Origin of the sequence: Acidilobus saccharovorans 345-15 (assembly GCF_000144915.1) — an archaeon.
GTDB classification, from domain to species: domain Archaea; phylum Thermoproteota; class Thermoprotei_A; order Sulfolobales; family Acidilobaceae; genus Acidilobus; species Acidilobus saccharovorans.
Window position 1 is genome coordinate 1,342,845 of sequence record NC_014374.1, and the last position, 19,424, is coordinate 1,362,268.

Annotated in this window: 15 protein-coding genes and 1 tRNA gene; 8 read left to right on the forward strand and 8 right to left on the reverse strand. The window is 62.2% G+C overall.

Translation table 11 applies throughout. The annotated features are described in order from the left end of the window. Positions 1 to 41: 41 nt before the first annotated feature. A complete protein-coding gene (locus ASAC_RS06915; RefSeq protein WP_202965449.1) occupies positions 42 to 1,031 on the forward strand; it encodes an NAD(P)-dependent oxidoreductase in 990 nt (329 codons plus the stop codon). Between the two features lie 15 nt (positions 1,032 to 1,046). On the opposite strand, the gene ASAC_RS06920 is transcribed toward ASAC_RS06915, so the two are convergent. Further along, a tRNA-Asp gene (locus ASAC_RS06920) sits at positions 1,047 to 1,124 on the reverse strand. Between the two features lie 41 nt (positions 1,125 to 1,165). Here ASAC_RS06920 and ASAC_RS06925 point away from each other — a divergent pair. After that, on the forward strand, positions 1,166 to 2,197 hold the full coding sequence (locus ASAC_RS06925; RefSeq protein ID WP_083774112.1) for a Clp1/GlmU family protein: 1,032 nt from the start codon (positions 1,166 to 1,168) through the stop codon (positions 2,195 to 2,197). Here ASAC_RS06925 and ASAC_RS06930 read toward each other — a convergent pair. After that, positions 2,181 to 5,144 carry an alpha-mannosidase gene (locus tag ASAC_RS06930; RefSeq protein ID WP_148217205.1) on the reverse strand — a complete coding sequence of 988 codons (2,964 nt, stop codon included), beginning with the start codon at positions 5,142 to 5,144 and terminating at the stop codon, positions 2,181 to 2,183. The two genes, ASAC_RS06925 and ASAC_RS06930, sit on opposite strands and share 17 nt — an antisense overlap. A 214-nt stretch (positions 5,145 to 5,358) precedes the next feature. Here ASAC_RS06930 and ASAC_RS06935 point away from each other — a divergent pair, with 214 nt between their 5' ends. From ASAC_RS06935 to ASAC_RS06945, 3 genes are read left to right on the forward strand one after another with little or no spacing between them, the layout of a single operon-like run. After that, a complete protein-coding gene (locus ASAC_RS06935; RefSeq protein WP_013267285.1) occupies positions 5,359 to 5,868 on the forward strand; it encodes a hypothetical protein in 510 nt (169 codons plus the stop codon). A 40-nt stretch (positions 5,869 to 5,908) separates the two neighbouring features. Next, the gene (locus tag ASAC_RS06940) at positions 5,909 to 7,180 is read left to right on the forward strand and encodes a UbiD family decarboxylase (RefSeq protein WP_013267286.1); all 1,272 of its coding nucleotides are present in this window, start codon (positions 5,909 to 5,911) and stop codon (positions 7,178 to 7,180) included. Positions 7,181 to 7,223: 43 nt separating this feature from the next. Next, complete coding sequence (locus ASAC_RS06945) at positions 7,224 to 8,300, forward strand: tyrosine--tRNA ligase (RefSeq protein WP_013267287.1); 1,077 nt, start codon at positions 7,224 to 7,226, stop codon at positions 8,298 to 8,300. Positions 8,301 to 8,322: 22 nt separating this feature from the next. Here the strand turns inward: ASAC_RS06945 and ASAC_RS06950 are convergent, their stop codons facing one another. Then, a complete protein-coding gene (locus ASAC_RS06950) occupies positions 8,323 to 9,702 on the reverse strand; it encodes a dihydrolipoyl dehydrogenase family protein (protein WP_048812886.1) in 1,380 nt (459 codons plus the stop codon). A gap of 22 nt (positions 9,703 to 9,724) precedes the next feature. Between ASAC_RS06950 and ASAC_RS06955 the strand changes: the two genes are divergently transcribed. From ASAC_RS06955 to ASAC_RS06965, 3 genes are all read left to right on the forward strand, one after another. Then, a complete protein-coding gene (locus ASAC_RS06955; protein WP_013267289.1) occupies positions 9,725 to 10,408 on the forward strand; it encodes an endonuclease of RecB family in 684 nt (227 codons plus the stop codon). An 81-nt stretch (positions 10,409 to 10,489) separates the two neighbouring features. Further along, on the forward strand, positions 10,490 to 11,407 hold the full coding sequence (locus ASAC_RS06960; protein WP_013267290.1) for an ABC transporter ATP-binding protein: 918 nt from the start codon (positions 10,490 to 10,492) through the stop codon (positions 11,405 to 11,407). Continuing rightward, positions 11,404 to 12,240 carry an ABC transporter permease gene (locus ASAC_RS06965; protein ID WP_013267291.1) on the forward strand — a complete coding sequence of 279 codons (837 nt, stop codon included), beginning with the start codon at positions 11,404 to 11,406 and terminating at the stop codon, positions 12,238 to 12,240. The genes ASAC_RS06960 and ASAC_RS06965 overlap by 4 nt, the downstream gene beginning before the upstream one ends. Here ASAC_RS06965 and ASAC_RS06970 read toward each other — a convergent pair. From ASAC_RS06970 to ASAC_RS06990, 5 genes are all read right to left on the reverse strand, one after another. Then, a complete protein-coding gene (locus ASAC_RS06970; RefSeq protein WP_013267292.1) occupies positions 12,227 to 12,931 on the reverse strand; it encodes an HAD family hydrolase in 705 nt (234 codons plus the stop codon). The genes ASAC_RS06965 and ASAC_RS06970 overlap by 14 nt on opposite strands. A 324-nt stretch (positions 12,932 to 13,255) precedes the next feature. Continuing rightward, positions 13,256 to 14,917, reverse strand: coding sequence for a hypothetical protein (locus ASAC_RS06975; RefSeq protein WP_013267293.1), 1,662 nt, complete (start codon positions 14,915 to 14,917; stop codon positions 13,256 to 13,258). Between the two features lie 196 nt (positions 14,918 to 15,113). After that, entirely contained in the window at positions 15,114 to 15,692 is a 579-nt protein-coding gene (locus ASAC_RS06980) for an endonuclease dU (RefSeq protein WP_013267294.1), read from the reverse strand. 10 nt (positions 15,693 to 15,702) lie between these two features. Continuing rightward, positions 15,703 to 17,934 carry a beta-glucosidase gene (locus ASAC_RS06985; protein ID WP_013267295.1) on the reverse strand — a complete coding sequence of 744 codons (2,232 nt, stop codon included), beginning with the start codon at positions 17,932 to 17,934 and terminating at the stop codon, positions 15,703 to 15,705. Between the two features lie 291 nt (positions 17,935 to 18,225). Continuing rightward, the gene (locus tag ASAC_RS06990; protein WP_148217207.1) at positions 18,226 to 19,422 is read right to left on the reverse strand and encodes a hypothetical protein; all 1,197 of its coding nucleotides are present in this window, start codon (positions 19,420 to 19,422) and stop codon (positions 18,226 to 18,228) included. Between the last annotated feature and the right edge of the window lie 2 nt (positions 19,423 to 19,424).

Genomic DNA, 19,424 nt, shown 5'->3' on the forward strand with positions numbered 1-19,424 from the left:
AATTTTATTTCCGGGTACACCCCACCCTACTGGGAAAGGGCTTGTCCTCGATGGTCCTCTCAGGGGACGCGTCGCTCCTGAAGGGCAAGGTGATAGCGGTCCTCGGCTATGGCAACCAGGGCGAGGCGCAGGCCAAGGTCCTCAGGGACAGCGGGCTTGAGGTAATAGTAGGCAACGTTAACGACGAGTACAGGAGGAGGGCCGAGAGGGACGGCTTCAGGGTCTACGACATACCTGAGGCAGCCTCAAGGGCCGACATAATAATGGTGCTCCTCCCCGACGAGGTCCAGCCCCTGGTGTTTAACGACGTGGTCAAGGCCGTGGGGGACAGGGACGCCGTAATAGACTTCGCCAGCGGCTACAACGTCGCCTTCGGCCTCATAAGGCCCCCCGACAGGTATGACGTGGTCATGGTGGCCCCCAGGATGATAGGGGCCGGCATCCTGGAGCTTCACTCCAAGGGCATGGGCTACCCGGTGCTGATAGGGGTCGCTAATGATCACAGCGGCAGGGCGTGGGACTACGCGGTCGCCATAGCGGCTGGCATAGGGGCCATTGGGAGGCCAGGGGGCATTGGAGTTAAGGTGACTTTCAAGCAGGAGGCCTTCATAGATCTCCTCGATGAGCACACCAACTGGCCTCTCATATTGGCCAGCTTCATGGCGTTCTTCGACGTGGCCACGGAGAAGTATGGGGTGCCGCCCGAGGCCGTGCTGCTGGAGATGTACGCCTCCGGCGAGATGGCCGAGGTGGCCTCAAGGATGGCGAGCTTGGGCGCCTTTGAGCAGCTGAGGCTTCACTCCACGACAAGCCAGTACGGGCAGCTGAGCAGGGCCTTCAAGTTCTATGACATGGTTAGGCGGGTGGTCGAGGACGAGGCGTCCCAGATATGGCTTGGGGACTTCGCCAGGGAGTGGACCCTTGAGCAGCTGGCCGGCAAGCCAAAGTTCAACGCCCTGTGGGACGCCGCCAGGGGCTCAGACATGGCCAGGGGGGAGGACGGGCTGTTCAGGCTGCTGGGAAGGAGGTAAGCGGGCGGCGCGCCGTGGCGCCGCGGCCGGGATTTGAACCCGGGTCACGGGCTTGACAGGCCCGCATACTATGCCGGGCTGTACTACCGCGGCGTGCCATCGCATATAGCCCATGCTAGGGGCTATTAACCTTTTTGCGTGAACTCTGCCTGGGCTTCACCTTGAGGCTCAGCGGCTGTGTAGCCGTCAGAGGGCCATCGATAATAGCGGTCAACGACGGGGACATCAGGGTGCTCGGGGCCCAGGTGCCCCCGGGCTCCTCGCTCACTGTGCCGGTTGGCAGGGCGGTGATAGTTGAGGGCAATGGAGACCTAAGCGTAAACGGCCAGCTTGAGCCCTGCGACGGCGAGAGCCTTAAGGCGATAGAGGGCGTCGTGGAGGAGGTAAGGGGGGCCAGGAGGATTATACTTGTGGGCCCCAGCGACAGCGGCAAGAGCACGCTGGCGGCGTACCTCTACAACTCCGGCGCCGTGAACTCCGTCATATCAACAGACGTGGGCCAGAACGAGGTCTACTGCCCCGGCTTTGAGGCCCTCTCTATGCCCAGGAGGCCCTTCCTGCCGGGCTCCCCCCAGGACCAGCCCCTCTCGGCCTGCCTGGTCGGGGACTTCACGCCCAGGGGACTCGAGGGCAGGTACATGTCATGCGCCATAAGGCTCTCAAGGCTCTCTGGCAGCTTTGTAATAGACACGGACGGGTGGGTGTCACAGGAGGGGGTTGAGCTTAAGGCGGCCCTGTCGCTCGCAGTTAACGCTGACGCTGTGGTGGCCATAGGCCTTGACAGCGACGCGGTGGTCGCCCTGAGGCACGAGAAGGCAGGCCCCCTGGTCGCCGTGCCGAGGCTGGCGCCCGCCTCCAAGAGCGTCCCTGAGAGGAGGGCCAACAGGGACAGGCTGATAGCCTCGTGCATAATGAGGTCGAAGAGGAGGACGCTGAGGCTAGAGGGCCTTGCCATGGAGGGCAGGGGGCCCGGCGAGGACTGGCAGGGCCTCCTAGTGGGGCTTGAGGGGCCGGGGAGCGACTACTTCGGCGTAGTTGAGAGGGGGCCCTCAAGGTCTGGCGCTATAACAGTTATCTCAGAGTACCTGGGCGATGTGACAGCTGTTAAGCTCGGCAGGGCGAGGGTCGACCTGGGGGCCTTCAGCGGACTCATCGGGCAGGCCTGAGTAGCAGCGTTATGATCTCCCTGGGCCTGTAGGAGAACCTCACGAGGTCGCCCTCGACGCTCAGCTCCCTCGGCACCTCGTCCTCCTCAAGTATGTTAACGCTCCTGGCCTCGCCTACCCTGAACGGCGCCCTGAGCACGCCAACGCCGGAGGAGTTGTGGGCCTCGAAGACCCTCACCACTATGCCGTCCCCGTCCTCCGGGACCTTCACGGCCTCCAGCACCAGGTTACTGGGCGAGAGCTCCATGAACGACCCCTCACCGCTCCCCGGGCCTACGGTGAGCTGGAAGGCGTATTCGTAGGCAACCCTGGGCACGTTGGCCGACCTCCAGTCGCCCGGGTGGACGTATATGGCGTAGGTGAACTCCTGCCTCCCAAGGTCAGTGGCGGGGTCAGGGAAGACGGGCGTCCTGAGGAGGGTGAGGCCTACCCTGTTGTCCATGACGCTCGCTCCGTACTTCTTAGGCGAGAGTATCGCTGCCCCCCTTGAGGAGTCGTAGACGTCTATGAACTTCTGGAACGGCACCTCAAACATCGCTCTCTCCCAGCTGTTGTTCCTGCGGGCAGGCTCCTCCAGCACCCCCAGCGGGGCGCCGTAGGCGTAGTAGTCATTGTTGACATTAAACGAGTGCCAGGCCTTGAGCATCTGCTCCCTGTCCACGGCGTCAATAGTGACCTTGAACTCTACCAGCGGGAGCCCAGCGTACAGTCTGACCTCCTCCGTGACACTGCTCCTGCCGAAGGAGTACGTTATGGCTGCTGAGGCCCTGAGGGGGCCTGACTCCTTGACCGTCACGGAGTCCGCCTTAAGCTTGACCTCGCCCAGGCGGTAGCCAGGCTCTATGTCCCACGCGTCCGCCCAGCCCGGCGAGTTCTGGTAAACCGCGAGCTCGTTGGCCCTGCCCGAGACGAACTCGTGGCCGCTGTCCTTCAGCAGTATTGACGATATGGTTCCATCGCGCTCTATGACGACCCTGAGCCTGGAGCCCTCAAGTATGACCTTGTCGCCCTCTGTCCTGGCGCTTACTGAGTCGCCTGGGTCAGCTGGCCTGAGGGACGAGTAACCCATGGGTGGGACCTTGACGAAAGCCAGGTAGCCCTCGTCAACCCTCTGGGCCCCGTCCACCGGGGAGTTTACAACCACGTACCCTGCCCTCGGCCACGGCAGCGAGTTGAACACCGCGTTGCCTGAGCCGCCTGCCAGGAGGGACATGGCCTTGGCTGCCTCGGCCCTGGCCTTGTCTATTACATCCTGCAGCTCCCTGTAGACCTCATCGTAGACCTCCCTTATGGCGGACCCTGGAAGGACGTCGTGGAACTCGTCCTTCATTATAACCTTCCAGAGCGACTGCGCCTCCGACCTGTCGTAGGCGTTGGCCAGGGCGGACCAGGCCTCGAGCTCCCTCATCCACCTCTCGGCGTCAAAGTGAAGGGCCTTCATGGCCGAGTGGCTCGTGTACGTGCCCCTGTGGGTCTCAACGTAAAGCCTGCCCCTCCACCTGTCGAGGGAGGAGACTTCTATATAGTTAAAGTACTCCGAGGGCCGCGAGTGGACGAGCCTCGGCAGCCCCGGCATCTCATTTATTACGTCAAACAGCAGCTCCATGTCCTCAGTTGGCCCCCCGCCGCCGTCGCCGTAGCCATATGATATGAGCGTCGGGTACTCCTTGGTAGGCCACCTGTCCCACTGCTCCAGGACTGAGGATGCCGTCAGCGGCGAGTTGTAGCCCCTGCCCCCGAAGCCGAAGACCACGGAGGGTATTGGGACCCCGTCGCCCCCGTCCCAGAGGAAGGGCCCGTAGGGGAACTGGTTGGTGTCGTTCCAGGTGAGCTTGTGGGTCGCGAAGTACTTTACGCCGGAGAGCCTGGCTATCTGGGCCAGCGTCGCCTGGTAGCCGAAGCTGTCGGGCAGCCACAGGACCTCAGCCCTCCTGCCGAAGGCACGCTCGAAGAACCTCTGGGAGTACAGCAGCTGCCTCGCCATGGATTCGCCCGACGTCACGTTTGGGTCGAACTCGATGTAGCCCGCCCCCAGCTCCCACCTGCCCTCCTTGATTAGCTGGGCTATCCTTTCAATGAGCTCGGGGGCGTCCTGCTGGAGCCACTCGTAGTAGAGCGACGAGGACTGGACGTACTTCATGTCCCTGAACTGGTCCATGAGGGTGAGCACTGTAGCCGTGGTCCTGAGCACCTTCCTCCTGGTCTCGCTGAACGGCCACAGCCACGCCGCGTCTATGTGGGCGTGGCCAACGACGTGGGCGACGCCCGGCTTGCCGTGCCTCTCCACGAGGTCCTTGAGCCCCTCCCTGAGGACCCTCAGCGCCTCTGAGAACTGAACTCCCTCGGGCTCCACGTAGACGCTTGAGAGGCTCTCGTCGAGCGAGACCAGCACTCTCCCAGCGTCGTAGCTGGTCCTGTAAAGGGTTGACGCTATCTCAAGCTGCGCCGGCGAGATCGAGGGGACCCTGACCAGCGACAGCGACCTTGAGAGCAGCGACAGAAGGTCGTCCCTGAGCTGCTGGTCACGCGTTGACTGGGCCACCTCAAGGGCCGAGGACGCGTAGAGGAACAGCGCGTAGCCCTCGGGGTCCCTCAGGGCCGTGTAGGCCCTCGGGGGCCCCAGGGGCCTGCCCATCTTGAGGGCGGGCTCGCCGAAGTCGTCATATATTGTGAGCTCAGCCGTCACCGTGTGCTGGCCCCGGGGCAGGGGCACCTGGTGGTGCTCCCTGTCAATTTCATAGTAGGGCCTTCCGTCAAGCCTCACAAGGGCGGGCACGGAGTGCGCCGTGACTACCATGTAGAGGTCCTTAGGCGACTCAGACGAATACCTGTAAGAGTAGAGCGTCGTCCCCTCGCGGGACCAGGGGACTGGCCTTACCTCCCTGAAGGAGGACGCAAGGACCAGCAGGACCCTGTGGGCTATTGCTTGAGGCGTAAGCTTCTCCAAGATTGACACCAAAGTAAAAGGCTTGCAGCTCACCCTTATTTCTTCCTTTGCTATAGCGGCCCTCACGGCTCAAACCTTGTGAGGGTTTTTAACTTCAGCAGGCCAAAGCCCTCACGGTGAGGAGCGGGTCGCCAGGAGGATACTCTGGCTCAGGGCAGACCCAGATGGGATAAGGGAGCTGAGGAGGAGGCTGTGGCTGCTGGCCCCCCAGGGCGTGAACGTAACGTTTGAGGTCGCCTCCTCCTGGGAGGTCGCCGTCATGCCGGTGCCGGGCTCCCCGGAGTACAGGCTGCTGGCAGACAAGGTGGACGGCAGGCCCAAGATATTTGAGGAGGACCCGCTCAGGGCGCTGCTCCTTGCCATAGCTTACCCCCTCAGCAGTTTCTCGAGCCTCAGGGTAGGGATAGACCCCGGCAGGAGGTCCTGCGGCGTGGCGGCGCTAGCTGACGGCATGATATTTCACGCCTCCTCCGTGGGCTGCAGCGACGTGGGCCGCGAGGCGGCCTCGATAATTAGGGCGGCGCCGGCCGAGAGCTTCTCCGTGTTCCTGGGCTCCGGGACAGGCTGGGAGGAGGTGGCCAGCTCACTGCTCGAGGCTGGGGTCGAGTTTAAGGTGGTCGACGAGTATGGCACGTCAAGGGGCGACCTGGGCCTCCCGCTCCCATTGAAGGATAAGAACATGAGGGCCGCCGTGAGGCTCGCGCTGACGCCTCCTGAGGATTAGGGTCTTTAACCTGGACCCATGTACTTAGCGAGGGCTTGGCTTGAGGGCCTCGCTCAGCGAGTTTGTCGAGGAGATAGGCTACGAAGACGTGGGCCGCCTGCCCAGGGAGTTCGCGGCCGCGGCCGAGCTGAAGAGGAGGCAGGGCAGGGGCAAAGCCGTCAGGTTCCTGGTGGAGGGCTCGGAGCAGGAGGCGGTAGGTAACGTGGTTGACAACAGGGACAAGGTAATCAAGGCGCTCTCGGCGAGCGACCTAAGGGACGCGTACCGCAGGGTGCTGAAGGCGATGAGCGAGCAGGGCGAGCTGAGGGAGGTCGGCATGCCAAGGCTCAGGGAGGCCTCCAGGGGCCTCCTCTCGCTCCCCGCGGTCAAGTTCTACGAGAGGGACGGCGGCCTCTACCTGTCAAGCGCCATGTTCATTGCATGCTACGACGGCGTGTGCAACGCGAGCATACACAGGGTCATGCTGTTGGGCGAGAGGAGGGCGGCCGTGAGGCTCGTGCCCAGGCACCTGTGGTACCTCTACAACAAGGCCATGTCAAGGGGCGAGCCCCTGCCCGTCACGGTTGTTGTTGGCGTTCACCCGGCGGTCCTGCTGGCCGCGGCCTCATCACCGCCACTGGGGTTCTTCGAGCTCAGGGGCGCGTCGGCTATGGTTGGCGGGCTTGAGGTCTTCAGGAGCCCCCTCCACGGCAACCCGGTGCCGGCTGGCGCCTCAGCGGTGGTGGAGGGCTACCTGACCTCGGAGCAGGCCGACGAGGGACCCTTCGTCGAGGCCATGGGAGGGTATGACAGGGTGAGGAAGCAGCCCGTGCTCGAGGTGAGGTCAGTCCTAATAAACCCGGACGAGGTTTCCCACGTGATCCTCCCCGGCGGCCTTGAGCACGGCATGTTGATGGGCTTCCCCAGGGAGGCCGCGATATACGACGCCGTCTCAAGGGTCGTGCCTGAGGTGGTGGCCGTGAGGCTGACCCCCGCCAGCGGCACCTGGCTTCACGCTGTGATCTCCATAAGGAAGAGCCACGACGGGGACGCGAAGAACGCCATAATGGCAGCCTTTGCGGCCCACCCGAGCCTCAAGCACGTGGTCGTCGTGGATGACGATATAAACGTTGACGACCCCTACGACGTGGAGTGGGCCATAGCAACCCGCTTCCAGGCCGACAGGGGGCTCGTCATAGTCACGGGGGCCAGGGGGTCAACCCTTGACCCCAGCAGCTCCCAGGACGGCCTCACCGCCAAGGTGGGGGTGGACGCCACGAAGCCCATGGGGCAGGGGGAGCGCTTCGAGAGGGCCAGGATACCCGGGCTCTGATAACGTAATTTTACCCCTGGTAGGCTCACATCTTGGGATCAGCTTGGACGCGGAGGAGAGGCTGTCATTAATTACGAGGAACCTGGTAGAGGTCATAACCTATGACGAGCTCAAGGAGAAGGTGAGCTCCGGGGCCCAGCTCAAGGGTTACATAGGCTACGAGCCCAGCGGCCTGGCCCACATAGGGCACCTAATATGGATGTTCAAGGTTAAGGACCTCGTGGAGGCGGGCGTGCAGTTCAACGTCCTTGAGGCCACCTGGCACGCCATGATAAACGACAAGTTCGGGGGCAACATGGAGCTCATAAGGAGGGCGGCGGTCCTCTTCAGGGAGATCATGAGGTCCCTGGACATACCGGTTGACAGGATAAACTTCGTTGACGCCGAGACCATGGTCTCTGACAAGGACTACTGGGCCCTGGTGCTCAAGGTGATGAAGATGACCAGCCTCGCCAGGATGAAGAGGGCCCTCACCATAATGGGGAGAACCATGGACGAGGCGGAGCTCGACTCGTCCAAGCTTGTCTACCCAGCCATGCAGGTGTCTGACATAATTTACATGGACCTGGACATAGCGCTCGGCGGGCTTGACCAGAGGAAGGCCCACGTCCTCCAGCGCGAGGTGGCCGAGAGGATGGGGAGGAAGAAGGTGATAGCGCTCCACACGCCGATACTGACTGGCCTCGAGGGCGGCAAGAGAATGGACAACGTGGAGAGCGACGAGCAGGCCGCCGCCTTCAAGATGTCCAAGTCAAAGGCCTCCTCGGCCATATTCCTCAATGACAGCCCCGAGCAGGTCAGGGCCAAGATAAGGGCTGCCTACTGCCCTCCAAGGCAGGTGGAGCTCAACCCGGTGATCGAGATAGCTAAGTACATACTGTTCTCGAGGCCCGGCTTCACGTTGCACGTTGAGAGGCCTGCCAAGTACGGCGGGCCCGTTGACTTCACGAGCTACGCTGAGCTCGAGAAGGCCTACGTGGAGGGGAGGCTCCACCCGCTGGACCTCAAGGAGGCCGTTGCCGAGGCCCTCAATAAGATGCTCGAGGGGCCCAGGAAGCTGTTCGAGAGGCCCGACATAGCCGAGCTCGTGGCCCAGCTGGAGTCCAAGGTGACCAGGTGAGCTGGGGGCCTCGCCGCGGCGATCAGGCCTGCCTGAAGGCCTCGGCCAGGACCTCCATCGGCGACGGGTGTGGCGGGGCCAGCCAGTAGAGCCTCTCCGCGTCAAGGCCTGAGCCCATGGCCATGGCGAAGGCAGTCAGTATGGCGTGGGCCTCGGGGGCGAAGGCCTGGGCCCCGAGCACCCTGCCGGGCTCGTCAACAAGCACCTTGACCCACGAGTCCTGGTGGCCCAGCATTAACGTGTAGGAGTTGGCCTTCATGCTGTACCTTATGACGTCGAACTTAACGCCCATGGCCCTGAGCTCCTCCTCGGTGTAGCCCACGTAGCCCATCTCCGGCACGGTATAGACGACGGAGGGAACGTCCAGGTAGCTCATCCTGTAGGCCTCCCTGCCGACTAGGATGTTCCTGGCCGCCACCAGGCTGCCCCTCACGGCCGCGTGGTAAAGCATGGCCTTTCCAGTGACGTCGCCGGCAGCGAACACGTTTTCCCTGCTCGTCCTCATGCCTGGGGACACCTTTATGCCGGGGCCAACGTCAAGGCCCAGGACCTCGAGGCCGTAGCCCTCAAGCCTGGGCCTCCTGCCAACCGCCATTATAACCTCGTCGGCCCGAACCTCTATGGAGCCCCCGTCCCTTGAGGTCGCCCTGAGGACCTTGGCCTGGCCCCTCCTCTCAACCGAGGAGGCGGCGTAGCCGAGCCTCACGTCAACGCCCCTCCTCTGCAGTGCCCTGAGGGCCGCCCTCGAGAGGTCCATGGGCATGTTGGGCAGGAGCCTGTCCATCATCTCGACGAGGGTCACCTTGACTCCAAACCTTGAGAGCACCTCGGCCGCCTCGACACCTATGTAGCCGCCCCCCACTATGGCCACTGAGTCCGGCAGCTCCCTGGGGGTCCTCATGTAGGTGTAGAGGTCATCGCTGGTCATGCAGAGCTCCGCTCCAGGGATCCTGGGCACCACGTTAACCGAGCCCGCCCCTATGTGGAGGTACCTGAAGTTTACGGTGAGCTCGCCCTCCTGGGTCCTGACCCTGAGCTCCCTGTCGCTCACTATGGTGGCCCAGCCCCTGAGCACGGTCAGCCTCTCGGACAGCTGCTCGGCCATCCACTTCAGCTGCGAGAACACCTGGGACTGGACCCTGTCCTTAGCGTCAACGGCCCTCCTCCAGACCTCGTCGGGGTCCACCTTAGCGCCGATGGAGACTGCCTCGTCAACCTTCAGGGCCCACTCCCTGAGGGCCTTTGAGGGCACGCAGCCGCTGTGGAGGCACTCGCCCCCTAGGAACTCCCTGTCGTCAACTAGGGCCACCCTAAGGCCCGCCCTGGCGAGCTCGAAGGCTCCTGGGTAGGAGGCACCGCCCCCTCCTATGAGGGCCACGTCTACCGTCAGGGCGCCGGACAAAAGCTTCACCGCAGAGCGCGGGATGCCAAGGTATTTCAGCCTTATCCTTAGGCATTACAGTATTTACCTTGGCCTCCACAGGGAGCTCGGTGAGCCGGTGCTCAGGGCCAGCGAGTCCATAGCGGCCTCCCGCCTGGAGTCCATGGGCTTCAGGGTGCTGGAGTTCCACAGGAAGGTCATAGTAGACGGCGTCGAGGCCTCGGACATAGACATAGTTGCAGAGAAGGACAACGTCCTATACGCAGTCGAGGTCAAGGCCGGCCTGGTTGACGTGTCTTCCGTCAGGCAGGCCTACGTTAACTCCGTGCTCACGGGCATGAGGCCAGCCATAGTGGCCAGGGGCTACTCGGACGAGGCGGCCAGGGCGGTGGCCTCGAGGCTCGGGGTTGAGGTGATAATTTTGGATGACCAGCTCTTCGTTCAGCCCGACGAGCTGAGGGAGCTGATAGTTGACGCCGTGGAGGAGGCCCTGGAGAGGGTGACGCTGCCGCTCTCCTTCTGCGGCAGCCTGAGCGAGGAGGAGCTCAGGGCGGTCAAGGCCATAGCGTCGGCCGAGGACTTCAGCTCCGCGGCCAAGGCGCTCGGGGTCACGACGGAGCAGCTGGGAAGGCTCGTGGAGTCCATGAGGAGGAGGGGCGTTATGCCGAGGGGCGACTTCAGGGCCATGAGGGTGGCCTCGAGGCTTTTGCTCCTGTGCAGCCGCTGAGCTTATTTGGCTAGTGTTTCCGATATATCAGTGAGAGAGTGAAGCGGCACGGAGGCAGTTGAGACCCAGGACCTGACGAGGGTGTTCAAGGTCAAGTCGCTGGAGGTCAGGGCCCTGGACGGGGTGAGCATCAGGGTCCCCAGGAGCTCGGTGGTCGCCCTGGTGGGCCCCAACGGCTCGGGCAAGACGACGCTGATAAAGATACTCTCAACTCTCCTGCTCCCCACCTCCGGGAAGGCCTACGTCATGAGCTATGACGTCACAAGGGACGTCAAGGAGGTCAGGGGAAGCATAGGGCTCGTGCTGACGGGCGAGAGGCTTTTCTACTACAGGCTCACGGGCTACGAGAACCTGCTCTTCTTCGCGAGCCTCTACGACATGAGCCTCGGCGAGGCCAGGCGGAGGGCGAGGGAGACGCTGGAGCTCGTGGGCCTGGGCAGGTGGGCAAACGTGCAGTACATGAAGTACAGCCTGGGGATGCAGAGGAGGCTCGCCATAGCCAGGGCCCTGATCCACGACCCCCCGGTGCTGCTGCTGGATGAGCCTACCCTGGGCCTCGACCCGGTCTCAGCCAGGGAGCTGAGGGGTCTTGTCAAGTCCCTCTCGAGGGACAAGGCCGTCCTCATGACTAGCCACTACATGGGCGAGGTGGAGGGCCTGGCAGACTACATCTACGTGATAAAGTACGGCAGGATAATAGCCGAGGGCACTCCTGCCAGCCTCAAGGCTGCGGTCGGCAAGGTCGTGGAGGCCTCGCTCCCCTACGACGCCGTCCCCCAGGACCTGAGGAGGTTCATGGCGTTCGTCAGGGGGAGCAGGGCGGTGCTCAGGGTGCCCAGGAGCATGGCCGACAGGCTCGACGGGAGGGCCGAGTACTACAGGGAGGACGAGCCGACCCTTGAGGACGTCTACGCCGCCCTGGTGGGCGAGGAGACTATGGAGATAGACCACAGGTCCAGGGTCAGGGGAGGCTGGGCCTGGAGGGGTGGGATGGCTTGAGCCTGGCCAGGAGGCTGAGCGTTGTGGCCGCCAGGCTCTACGCCTACGTTTACCTAAGGGGCTTCAGGGTCTGGAGCACCTACAGGACGCAGATAGCGCTTAACGTGGTCAGTTGGGTCCTCCCCGTGTTCACATACTACTTCACTGGGACAGCCCTCGGCGCCAGGATAGTGAGCGGGGCCTTCAGTATGAGGCCCCAGGAGTACACGCCCTTCGTCGTCATTGGCCTGGCCTTCCAGGGCTACGTGTCCTCCGTCATAACGACGATAAGCGGGAGGATGAGGAACGAGCAGCTCATGGGCACCATAGAGTACTACCTGATGACGCAGAGCGGGGTCCTCGGCATGCTTATATACTCGACGCTGTGGGGCTTCATAATGAACTCGATAAGCATGGCTGTTACCCTGGCCATAGGCTACGGCCTGGGCGTCAGGTACGCGGCCTCAGGCCTGCTGGCCGCGGTGATCATAGTGGCCGAGCTGCTCATAGCTACCGTCGGCATATCAATGGTGGCAGGGGGCGTAGTGATGATAACCAAGCAGGGCAACCCGGTGGCGTTCTTCTTCTCAACGGTCACCACACTGATAGCTGGCACCGTGTTCCCCGTGTCCGTGCTCCCGGCGTGGCTCAGGTACTTGAGCTACGCCGTGCCCCTGACGCCCGCCCTCCAGGGCCTCAGGCTGTCGCTCCTTGATGGCGTCGGCGTGGGCGGCGCCCTCTGGTACATACTTGTGCTCCTGGCCTATGACGTGGTCCTGCTGCCCCTGGGAGTCGCAGTTTACACGTACGGCTTCAACAGGGCCAGGAGGGACGGCACGCTCAGCGAGTACTGAGCTCCAGGATCACCTGCCTGAGCCCCCTGAGGTCAGGCACCACCGCAAACCCCAGCTCCGGGAGCACAATCGCCTCGCTCACCCTGCCCCTGGCGACCAGCACCGCCCTGAGGCCGGCCGCCAGGGCGCCCCCCAGGTCCTCCGACGCCCTGTCGCCCACGTGCACGAGCTCGCTGACGTCAACCCCCAGTCCCTTCGCTGCGGCCAGGAAGGCCTCAGGGCTCGGCTTTGAGTGGCCTATCTCGTCGGCAAAGCCCATGAAGTCGAAGGCGTCCCCGAAGGCCCTGCTCAGGAGCCTCCTGGTGGCGGAGCTCGACCAGAACAGGGTGTTCCCCAGGACCCCGACCCTGAGGCCCAGCCCCCTCACATCCCTCACTGCCTCCAGCGAGTCCTGGAAGGCGACGGCGCTCACGTCAAGGGAGGCCACGGCATCGTTTATAACCTGCAGCAGGTCGCCCCCGTAGCCGAGGGATGACGCCAGGTAGCTGACCGAGGCCCTGACGCTCTCGGCGCCGCTGAGCCCCCTGAGCTGCCTGAGCCTCCTGACGTGCCTGTCCGCCTCGCTGACTGCCTTCCTGACGTCGTCCACGGGCCTTCCCGTGGCCCTTGAGACGGCCCCTATCATCGCCTCCCTGGCCACCTTGAGGTTCAGCAGCGTGTCCCAGACGTCAAACGTAACGGCCCTTATCATGGCCTCTCGCCGGAGGGAAGCCAGGGAGTTTACTCATAGCCTAAAGCCTTTTAATTACATCTAACCTTTCACGGCGTCCTCTTAAGGGGTCACATACGGCCACCTCTAAGTCATTGGAACCGCTTGAGGAGGACGCCGCTATTATCTCATAATATCACATGTACACATATATTTTCCTTGCAAGGTTAAGTGGGGCCGCGGAGCCTTCCCTAAATTAATCAAAGGAGTTTCAGCTTTTGCGCCTTTGAGGCTTAGAATTAAAACTTCGTGTGTTCCGGCGCGGCGACCGTGAGCCTCTTTGGCCCGTTACATCTCTTGGCATCTTCAGGGCGAGGAGGTGAGGTTTATGAACACGAGCTCCCTGGGCAGCGTGAAGCCGTAGCCGCTGGCGTTATAGTACACAGGCGTCAGGTTGCTGTAGTATGCGCTGGCATAGTAGCCCTTCGGCAGGCCATTGCCTATCAAGATAGTGTTTGCGCTGACTGCCACTGAATAGCTTTGGTACTGGAAGGGGTTGAGGACCCCAGCTATCAGGTCCGCGGCCGCTGCCGCCTCAGCCCGGCCAAATATCATTGAAATAGTCTTGCTCGCCGACGCTATGGCCGAGCCCAGATCAAGGCCCACGCCCAGGGGGGAGCTGGCCCCGTTAACCCCGACCGAGAGGTCAACGAAGGCCTTGGTGAGGGTGCTGCCAGGGCTCACGGTGGCATAATAAGCCAGGTTCGTCGCATAGTCCTGCCATATGACGGGCGCTGGCGTGTTGGGCAGGGGGCAGGTCGAGTTCATGCCAGTCCCGAGGAAGCGGCCTGGAGACTGCATGAGCAGCTCCTGCTCGTAGGCCCACATGCTCAGGTTGACGCACCTGTCGTAGGCCTGCCAGACGTATACTGCTGGAGCCTCAGCGCCGTTATCTTCTACTACCTGGACCTCTGTTAGCTGGAGGCCAAGGTACCAGGCCACTACAGATGAACCCGCCTCCTCGGTCCAGTTGACAAGCGCGCCCTGGCCCACTATATAGAGCTGGCCTAAGTTGAGGGTAAGCGTTGGGGTGTCAGCCTCGGTTCCGTTACCCTCGACCACCTTACCCCCTGTCGTGAACGTAAATGCGGCACCCATCAGGGGGGACAGCTCGCTGACCGCCTGGAAAAGCTTTCCCGACTCAGCGTCTCCTAGGGCTGACTCGAACTCACTGCCGAGCAGGGTAATTGAGTTCACGCTGAACTGGTCAACCAGCTCAGAGGCGTCAAGGATCTCTATGACCGCGTTTGCGGAGCCTGACCCGCTGACTGTGCTGGGCTGCGCTGCCGCCAGGGCGAGGCTTATTGGAGCCATGCCTGTGTCGTTGGGATACCACGCCAGAACGTGAGGCACTAGGTAATACGGAGGCGAGGCGGGCTCAGTAGTTATAGTGGTGCTGACTGTTGTCGTAGTAGCGCTTTGCGCTGGCGTCGTCCCACCCATGTTCTCCGTAACCTTAATGCCATTGCCGGAGGTTTCCAGAATAGTCCTGAATGGATGGCCCACTATCACGCTTATTACAGCTCCCCTGCCGCTCAGGGCAAGGCTCAGGTTCAGGGGCTGGTAGATGGGCTGCGCTATAACCTCAACGCTTCCGTTAGGGAGGTCCACGGCGTATGAGACCCATATTATTATTGAGGGCTCCAGGGAGTACACGACGGCCCTGCCATACCTGTGCACCCAGTCCTCAGCCCAGCCGGTCAGCCTCCCTGCGCTTATGTTCGCCTGCGGGCCGGTGCCGTTGTACACCGCAATGAACTGCGTCCCATCGGGGGTCGGCGCCCAGGCCCACACCGAGAAGGAGGCGTTGGTCAGTTGGACGGGTTCGCTGTCGTTCGCGACGGCATAGGCCTTTATTATTATTTCCTCCCCGTGGCGCAGCAGCTTAGGTATAAGATAAAGCCCTGTTAGCAGGGAGGTCGCGACAACTATGACTAAAATGGCAGCTAAGGCGCCAACAGCCTTCACAGGGCAGCCGCCGATTGTTACTAAGGGACGCGTGTTTATAAGATCTTTCTTATAAAACTTTCTTATCTCAATTTTATTTATTTTAATTTTAATATTTCAATATATTATGTACTTGGGCAGCTGTTTTACATTTTAAAGTTTGTAATAAATAGACAAGAACTAATGTCTCGCGGGGCCTGGGTTGATGTTCCTCGCCTCACTCTACCTTGCCTGCCCCCTCCTGTAGCCCCAGGACCTCAGATGCCTCGGAGGCGAGCCTGTGGGCCACCCTTATGGGCTCAGGCACCCTGGTGAAAAACTGGTATAGCTCAACGAGCTTAGCGGCCTCATCGACGCCCATGCCCCACGTAACGAGGTAGAGCCTGCCCCTCCTCGTGTTAACCTCCCTCGCGCCCGAGACCAACGATATGGCCCTGAGCCTCAGCTCCGCGTCCCTGAAGTGCTGCCTCAGCGGCCTTGAGAGCCTCCCGAGGCTAGGCATGTAGGAGTACACCACGACCACGGGCATGCCCGTCAGCCTGCTGAGGCCCGGCAGCGAGACGAAGTTGAAGCCGCCTATGGTTATGGAGTCCAGCATTATGACCCCTGGGGGCCTCGCCATGAGCGACACCATGCCTGATATCACTGAGGTGGCGTCGAGGCCATCGACGCGTATCAGGCCTATTGAGGCGCTGCGAGGCCACAGCTCCCTGTAGGAGACGCAGGCGACCGCCGTGACCCCGCCCCCCAGCTTTTTGACGACGCCGTCGTCGCACGCGACAGCAGTGAACTCCAAGGCGGGCCCCTCAGTAGCTGACCGCAGCCCACAGGCCGCCGCCGCGGCCGCCGAGCCTCACCTCATCAAGTCTCAGTGAGCCGCTCAGCCTGAGGTCCGCGGAGGAGGGGCCGACGTAGAAGCTGTAGGTGCCCCCGGGCACTACAAGCCTGTCGCCCGGCAGGTAAACCGAGAGAGCTTCATAGCTGACGCTGAACGTGACCCGCCTGGCCTCGTTGACCTTAAGGGGCACCCTGGCGAAGCCCACCAGCTCCACCTTTGGCCTCTCGTAGGCCTGGGAGGGAGCGCTCATGTAGAGCTGTGACACCTCCTCAACATCAAGGGGGCCCAGGTTCCTCACTGTAAAGGAGGCCCTGACTCCATTGTCATAGGTAATCAGCTCAAGGTCAGAGTACTCGACCCTTGAGTAGCTCAGCCCGTGGCCGAACGGGAAGGCCGCCGAGGGCCTCCTCCTGGTGATCCTGGAGTATGAGGACCTGCGGAGGTTGTACCTGACCGGCAGGTCACCAACGGAGGCCGGTATCGTCACTGGAAGCCTGCCCGAGGGGTTCACCAGGCCCGCCAGGGCCCTCGCTATAGCGTTGCCCCCCTCCTCGCCCGGGTAGAACGAGTACAGGATCGCCACGGATGACCTGACCACGTCATCAGGTATGGCCAAGGGCCTGCCGGAGACGATCACTGTGACCAACTTAACTCCAGCGCTGGCCAGCTCCCTGAGAAGCCTCGCCTGGCACTCGGGCAGCACGGGGTCCCTGTCTATCCCCTCGCCCGAGGTAACCTCGGGGTCCGCCAGCCAGAAGCCGCCCGCAACCTCGCCGACGACGGCAACGACTACGTCGTGCCCGGGTGTGGCCTCGGCCGCAGCCCTGACCTCCTCGTCGCTGCACCTGGTCCAGCTGCTCACTCTGACGAAGTCGACGTTGAGCCCCAGGCCCCTGAGGCCCTCAAGTACGCTCACAACCCTGGTGACCTCCTCCCTGAGGCCCCTGTGGGCCTGGAGGTGGTAGTCGAAGAGCAGGGCCCTGCCATCTGCGGCGCTGGGGCCCGTCAGCAGGACCCTAGCGTCGCGCCTCAGGGGCAGGGCCCCCTCGTTCTTAAGCAGCACCAGGGACCTCTCAGCGGCCTCCCTGGCCAGCTCCCTGTCGCCAGGCTCCTCCAGCGGCTCGCCCGAGTAGCTCACGTAAGGGTTCTCAAAGAGGCCGAGGGCCACCTTAGCCGCGACCACCCTCTCGGCAGCCCTCCTTATCACGGACTCCGGCGCCCTGCCTGACCTGGCCATGTCTGCCAGGGCCCAGTAGAGCCTCTCCCTCATGGGCGCGTAGCCGTTCTCCACGTCAACTCCTGACGTTATGGCCAGGAGCGCGGCCTCCTCCCTCCCCTGGGCGACGCCCTGGGTGTCAATGAGCATGCTCAGGGCCTCGGCGTCTGACGCTGTGAAGCCGCCGAAGCCCCACTCGCCCCTGAGGACGCCGTCTATGAGGAGCCCGTTGGCGTGGCTTGGGACCCCGTCAACGTCGTTGTATGAAGGCATGACTGAGAGGGGCGAGGACTCCTTGACGGCCGCCTCGAAGGGGACCATAACGAGGTTCCTGAGGTCCAGGTAGCCTATGGGGGCGTTGGCGCCGTTCCTGCCACCCTCCGAGGCGCCGTAGGCCACGAAGTGCTTCAGCGTCGCGGCCACCCCCTGGGACTGCACCCCCCTGACGTAGCTCACCCCCATGGCTGCAGCCAGCTTGGGATCCTCGCCGTAAGTCTCCTCGCACCTGCCCCACCTGGGGTCCAGGCAGAGGTCAAGCACTGGGGAGAAGAGCTGCCTGACGCCAAGCCTTGAGGCCTGCCTTCCAATGGCCTGGGCAACCCTCAGCATCAGGCCGGGGTCAAAGGTGCTGGCCATTGCCAGGGGCGAGGGGAAGGCCGTGGCCTGGGGCACCATCAGCCCTCCCGCCCCCTCCTCCTCAGGTATGGCAGGTATGCCAACCCTCTCCATAAGGAACCGCTGCAGCCTGTTGAGCTCCCTGGCGGCGGCCGCCAGGTCCCTCACGACGCCGTTGCCGTAGACCCTCTTGACTATGCCGACCCCGCTGCCGACCAGTTCCCTTGCCTTCTCCTCCGAGAGCCTTCCGTCCTCGTCGAGGAGGTCCGTGAACGGTATGGCCTCCAGCTGGGCTATGGCCTCCTCCAGGGACAGCCTTGAGACTATTTCCCTCGCCCTGAGGAAGTGCTCAGGCCTTAGCTCCAGCAACCTCGCCCCGCGGCGTTGTTGCCTAGGCAGAATAAATGCATGTCAGCGCCTCAGCGGGTGTCGAGCGCTGTATACTTTTTTCTACTCATTCATGTCTATTTTAATAGATTCTTTGATACTAAGAAAGGTTTTTAAAGATTAGAAAGGTTAATGAAGTGTGGTGATGAAAGTGGCCTACCAGAGGAAGGACATAAGGGAGGGCGGAGCCAGGTACTCCACGGACACCAGGTACGCGATATGCGAGAGGCTGGGCTACACCACGTGCCTCAGCCTCTACGGGTTCAAGTGAGGTCATTTTCTTTTAGTCAGCAGGGCAAGGGCTACGATTAACGCAGTTATAACAACTACAGCGGGGACCAGTAGCTCCTCGACTTCATGAGCCTCGCCTGGCCTGGGGGATTGTACGGAGGAAGAAGTTGTGAGGCTTCTAGAGACCACGGGCGTGCTGACGTTACTTGTTGTGCTCGTTAACTGTGGGGCTGTAACTGAAGTTGTTGTGGTCGTGGTCATCGCGCTGCAGAGGTTTGTGGGGGAGCCGTTAACCAGGTACCAGGAGCTGACGTTGAAGTTCATAATCATATCGCCGCCTGGGGCGTCAACCTCGGCCCCGAGCTGTATAACGCTCAGGTAGAGCCCCTGTTCCCACCGGGTGCCGTTGAACTCCCCGATTATGTTAAGGGTCTCATTCATAAGCTCGCCCAGGTTGACGCCGTACTCGCCCTTAAGTAGCCCGTGGTACTGGCCGCCACTTGTGTTGACCTCAGGTATCAGTATTATGAGCATCCAGCCCGAGGGACCCCCGTTGCGGGGAAGTATGAAGACCTGGTAGGTCACGTTTTCAATATCGCCGTTGATGAGCGTCGGCATCGTTATAGGCCTCCACGTGACCCAGTACGGCAGCCCAGCGAGGCTCTGGTTGGCAAACATCCAGAGCATTAGCTCAACGTCGCTTGGCCCAAGCGAGGTGACGCCAGGGCTTCTGACCAGCCATATGTCGTATGAGAAGTCGTTGTAGGCGCCCCTGCTGAGCGAGAGGGAGTAGTTCACCACGGACCAGAGGTCAGGCACCTCAGAGGCCGGCATGGGGAGGCTCAGGAAGCCGTAGCTTGAGGTCCTGGTATAGAAGGGCCCCCAGGAGTACCAGCCGTACATTATGTCGGGGAAGCCCACCACCGGCGTGAACTTGATGGCCCTCGAGACGCCCGTGACGTTAATATAAACGTAAAGGCGCCCTCCTGAGAGCACCATGGTCACGTTGCCTGTGCCGCCTACAAGGTTCCAGAGCATGGGGGATATCATTGCAGTGGCCCCGTCCTGGAGGCCGCCTATGTAGGCGTTGTAGTTGTTGACGCCGGCAAGCGTGAGGAGCGAGTAGTTGCCCCTCGGTATCATAGTGTAGTACTGGCTGCAGGCCGCCGCCTGGGGGCCTGTCAGTGCGAAAGCCACTACGCCAACAGCTAGGGCCAGGTAAAGAAGCCTCACACGCATGG

Coding starts and splice junctions, on each gene's coding strand:
- ASAC_RS06955 (WP_013267289.1), top strand. CDS start 9,725: ATGCCAAGGTATTTCAGCCTTATCCTTAGGCATTACAGTATTTACCTT.
- ASAC_RS06970 (WP_013267292.1), bottom strand. CDS start 12,931: ATGATAAGGGCCGTTACGTTTGACGTCTGGGACACGCTGCTGAACCTC.
- ASAC_RS06990 (WP_148217207.1), bottom strand. CDS start 19,422: ATGCGTGTGAGGCTTCTTTACCTGGCCCTAGCTGTTGGCGTAGTGGCT.